Source organism: Streptomyces purpurogeneiscleroticus (assembly GCF_020024005.1).
Lineage (GTDB): Bacteria > Actinomycetota > Actinomycetes > Streptomycetales > Streptomycetaceae > Streptomyces > Streptomyces purpurogeneiscleroticus.
Window position 1 is genome coordinate 1 of record NZ_NHSG01000410.1, and the last position, 2,933, is coordinate 2,933.

Here is a 2,933-nt window from a genome sequence, read left to right on the forward strand (position 1 = left end):
GGTGGGGCGGGGGCGGTGTTCGGTGTCGTGTCGCCGCGGGACGGTGCGACGCTCGCCGAGGTCGCCGACGGCGGGGAGAAGGAGGTGGATCTTGCGGTTGGCGCGGCTCGGCGGGCGTTCGACTCCGGGCCCTGGCCGCGGCTCGCCCCGGCCGAGCGGGGGCGTGTCCTGCTGCGGCTTGCCGATCTTGTCGAGGAGCACCGCTCCGAGATCGCGGCGCTGATCTCGTTGGAGAACGGTAAGCCGATCGCCGAGTCCTACGGGATCGAACTGCGTGCCGTCGCCGGGACCTTCCGGTGGTACGGGCAGCTCGCGGACAAGGTGTGCGATGAGGTGCCGCACACCGATCCCGGTGCGCTGGCGCTCGTCACGCGGGAGCCGGCCGGGGTGGTCGGGGCCGTCGTGCCGTGGAACTTTCCGCTCACGCTCGCCGCCTGGAAGATCGCCCCGGCGCTGGCCGCCGGCTGCGCCGTCGTGCTCAAGCCCTCCGAGCTGACCCCGCTCTCCGCGCTGCTGCTGGGGCGGCTCGTCGACGAGGCCATGGAGGAGGCGGGGGTGCCGGGCGGCGTGTTCAACGTCGTGGCGGGCGACGGACCCACCGCCGGCCGCGCGCTCGGCCTGCACCCGGACGTCGACGTGCTCGCCTTCACCGGCTCCACCGCCGTCGGCCGCCACTACCTGCGCTACGCCGCCGACTCCAATCTCAAGCGGGTCTGGCTGGAGCTGGGCGGCAAGTCCCCCAACATCGTGCTGCCCGACGCGCCGGATCTGGACGCCGCTGCCGCCACGGCCGCCTGGGGGATCTTCTTCAACCAGGGCGAGATGTGCACCGCGCCCTCCCGGCTGCTCGTGCACTCCTCGGTCGCGGAGCGGGTGACGGACGCGGTGGTCGAGCGTGCCGAAGCGCTGCGGGTCGGCGATCCGCTGGATCCGGCGACCGAGATGGGCGCGCTGGCGGGGGCGGCCCGGCTGGACGCCGTGCGCGGGCACATCGACGCGGCCCGCGCGGCCGGCGCCCGCCTCCGTACCGGTGGCGCGCCGCTCGATCCGACGCCCGTGCCCGGCGGTACGTACCTCCGGCCCACCGTCTTCGACCGGGTCACCCCGGACATGGCGGTGGCCCGCGAGGAGATCTTCGGGCCCGTGCTGTCCGTTCTCACCTTCGACACCGTCGAGGAGGCGGTGGCGCTGGCAAATGACACCGAGTACGGCCTGGCGGCCGGGGTGTGGACCGGCGATCTCAGCACCGCGCACACCGTCTCGCGCGCCCTGCGCGCCGGCACGGTCTGGGTCAACTGCTACGAGGAGGGCGACCTGACCGTCCCCTTCGGCGGCTACAAGCAGTCCGGCAACGGCCGCGACAAGTCCGCGCACGCGCTGGAGAAGTACACCGAGCTCAAGACGACCTGGATTCAGTTGTGAGTATTCGTAGGCATACGCCCAGCCGTCCGCTGATCGCGTTGCCGCAGCGGTTTTCCGCTTCTACGTCCGCGCTGCGGTACGAAGCCGTGGTCACCGCGCGGGCGCTCGCCGATGCCGTGCTGCGGGCCGGTGGTGAGCCGTTCATGATGCATCCGTACGCGCCCGAGGGGCGGGTGGACGAGGCGGAGGTCGCCGGCCGGCTGGCGCGCTGCGACGGCGTGCTGCTGCCGGGCGGCGGGGACCTGACACCGCGGCTGTACGCGGCCGCGGATTCCGCCGTGCACGCGAGCGTGTACGACGTGGACGAGGAGCAGGACGCGTTCGACCTGGCGGTCGCCCGGTACGCGCTGGCGGCCGGGCTGCCCACGCTCGCCGTCTGCCGCGGGCTGCAGGCCGTGAACGTCGCGCTGGGCGGCACGCTGCGGCAGGACATGGGCGGCCCGGACCGGGAGCACCGGCACGTCGTGCATCCCGTACGGCTGGAGAGCGGCTCGGCCGTGGCCCGCGCGGCCGGTACGGAGCGGGTGGACGCGTCCTGCTTCCATCACCAGTGCGTGGACCGGCTGGGCGACGGGCTCGCGGTGACCGGCCGGGCCGCGGACGGGACGGTCGAGGCGCTGGAACTGCCGGGCGGGCGGGGCTGGTTCGCCGCCGTGCAGTGGCACCCGGAGGACACGGCGGCGAAGGACCCGGCGCAGCAGGGGCTGTTCGACGCGCTGGTGGCGGCCGCCTCGTAGCGCGCTACCCCCGCGCCCGCCGCCCGCTCCTCCGCGGCCGCGGGTCCGCCCCACCCAGCAGGTCCAGCCGGCGCTGCTCGCCGTCCGTTTCGACCCGGACGACGATGCGGCGGAGCAGGTCGGCCAGTTGGCGGGCCTCGTCGTCGCTGAGGTCGTCGGTGACGAATGCCTCCTCCGCGTTGAACTGCGGGAAGAGCTCCGCCATCAGCTCCTCGCCCGCCGGGGTGAGGGAGAGCAGCGCGAGCCGGCCGTCGGTCGGGTGACCGCTGCGTTCCATGAGGCCGCGGCCCTGGAGCGTGCGGGCGACGCCGGTGAGCGTGCCCTTGGAGATACCGGCCTCCTCGGCGACCCGCCGGGTCTCCATCTCGCCCCAGATCCACACCACCCACAGCACCACGAAGGAGGTCCAGGTCAGCTCGGCGCCGCGCAGCACCGAGTTCTCGAAGTGCTGCCGGACCGCGGCGGCGGCGCGGTAGATGTTGCCCACCGCGGCCATCTGCGCGTGCCGGATGGGCGTGTCACCGAGCTTGGCCTGTACCGCCTTCTCCGTGTCCCCGATGGAACGGTGACCGGTCACCACAGCTTCTCCTGCATCTCCCCACACCTTCCTGCGAACCCTGCGAACCCTGCGAACTCTGCGAACCCTGCGAACCCGCCCGGACCCTTGCCGGGTGTCGTTTGTGGTCGTACGATCTCCCGCATCTGAACCCGTACGGGCTCAAACGATATCGCGGCGACGTCGACGTCTCCTCCCCCGCCGCCCGCCCGTACGCC

3 protein-coding genes are annotated in these 2,933 nt (G+C 73.3%); 2 read left to right on the forward strand and 1 reads right to left on the reverse strand.

Annotated elements, in window-relative coordinates; all coding sequences use genetic code 11:
• Both CCS38_RS30300 and CCS38_RS30305 read left to right on the forward strand, forming a co-directional pair.
• Positions 1-1,422 (forward strand): aldehyde dehydrogenase (locus CCS38_RS30300; protein WP_223736530.1); only part of this gene is annotated, 1,422 nt, incomplete at its 5' end.
• Positions 1,419-2,159 carry a gamma-glutamyl-gamma-aminobutyrate hydrolase family protein gene (locus tag CCS38_RS30305; protein WP_223736531.1) on the forward strand — a complete coding sequence of 247 codons (741 nt, stop codon included), beginning with the start codon at positions 1,419-1,421 and terminating at the stop codon, positions 2,157-2,159. The genes CCS38_RS30300 and CCS38_RS30305, both read left to right, overlap by 4 nt.
• A 4-nt stretch (positions 2,160-2,163) precedes the next feature.
• Here the strand turns inward: CCS38_RS30305 and CCS38_RS30310 are convergent, their stop codons facing one another.
• Positions 2,164-2,736: a MarR family winged helix-turn-helix transcriptional regulator gene (locus CCS38_RS30310; protein ID WP_223736532.1), complete on the reverse strand. Its 573-nt coding sequence runs from the start codon at positions 2,734-2,736 to the stop codon at positions 2,164-2,166.
• Between the last annotated feature and the right edge of the window lie 197 nt (positions 2,737-2,933).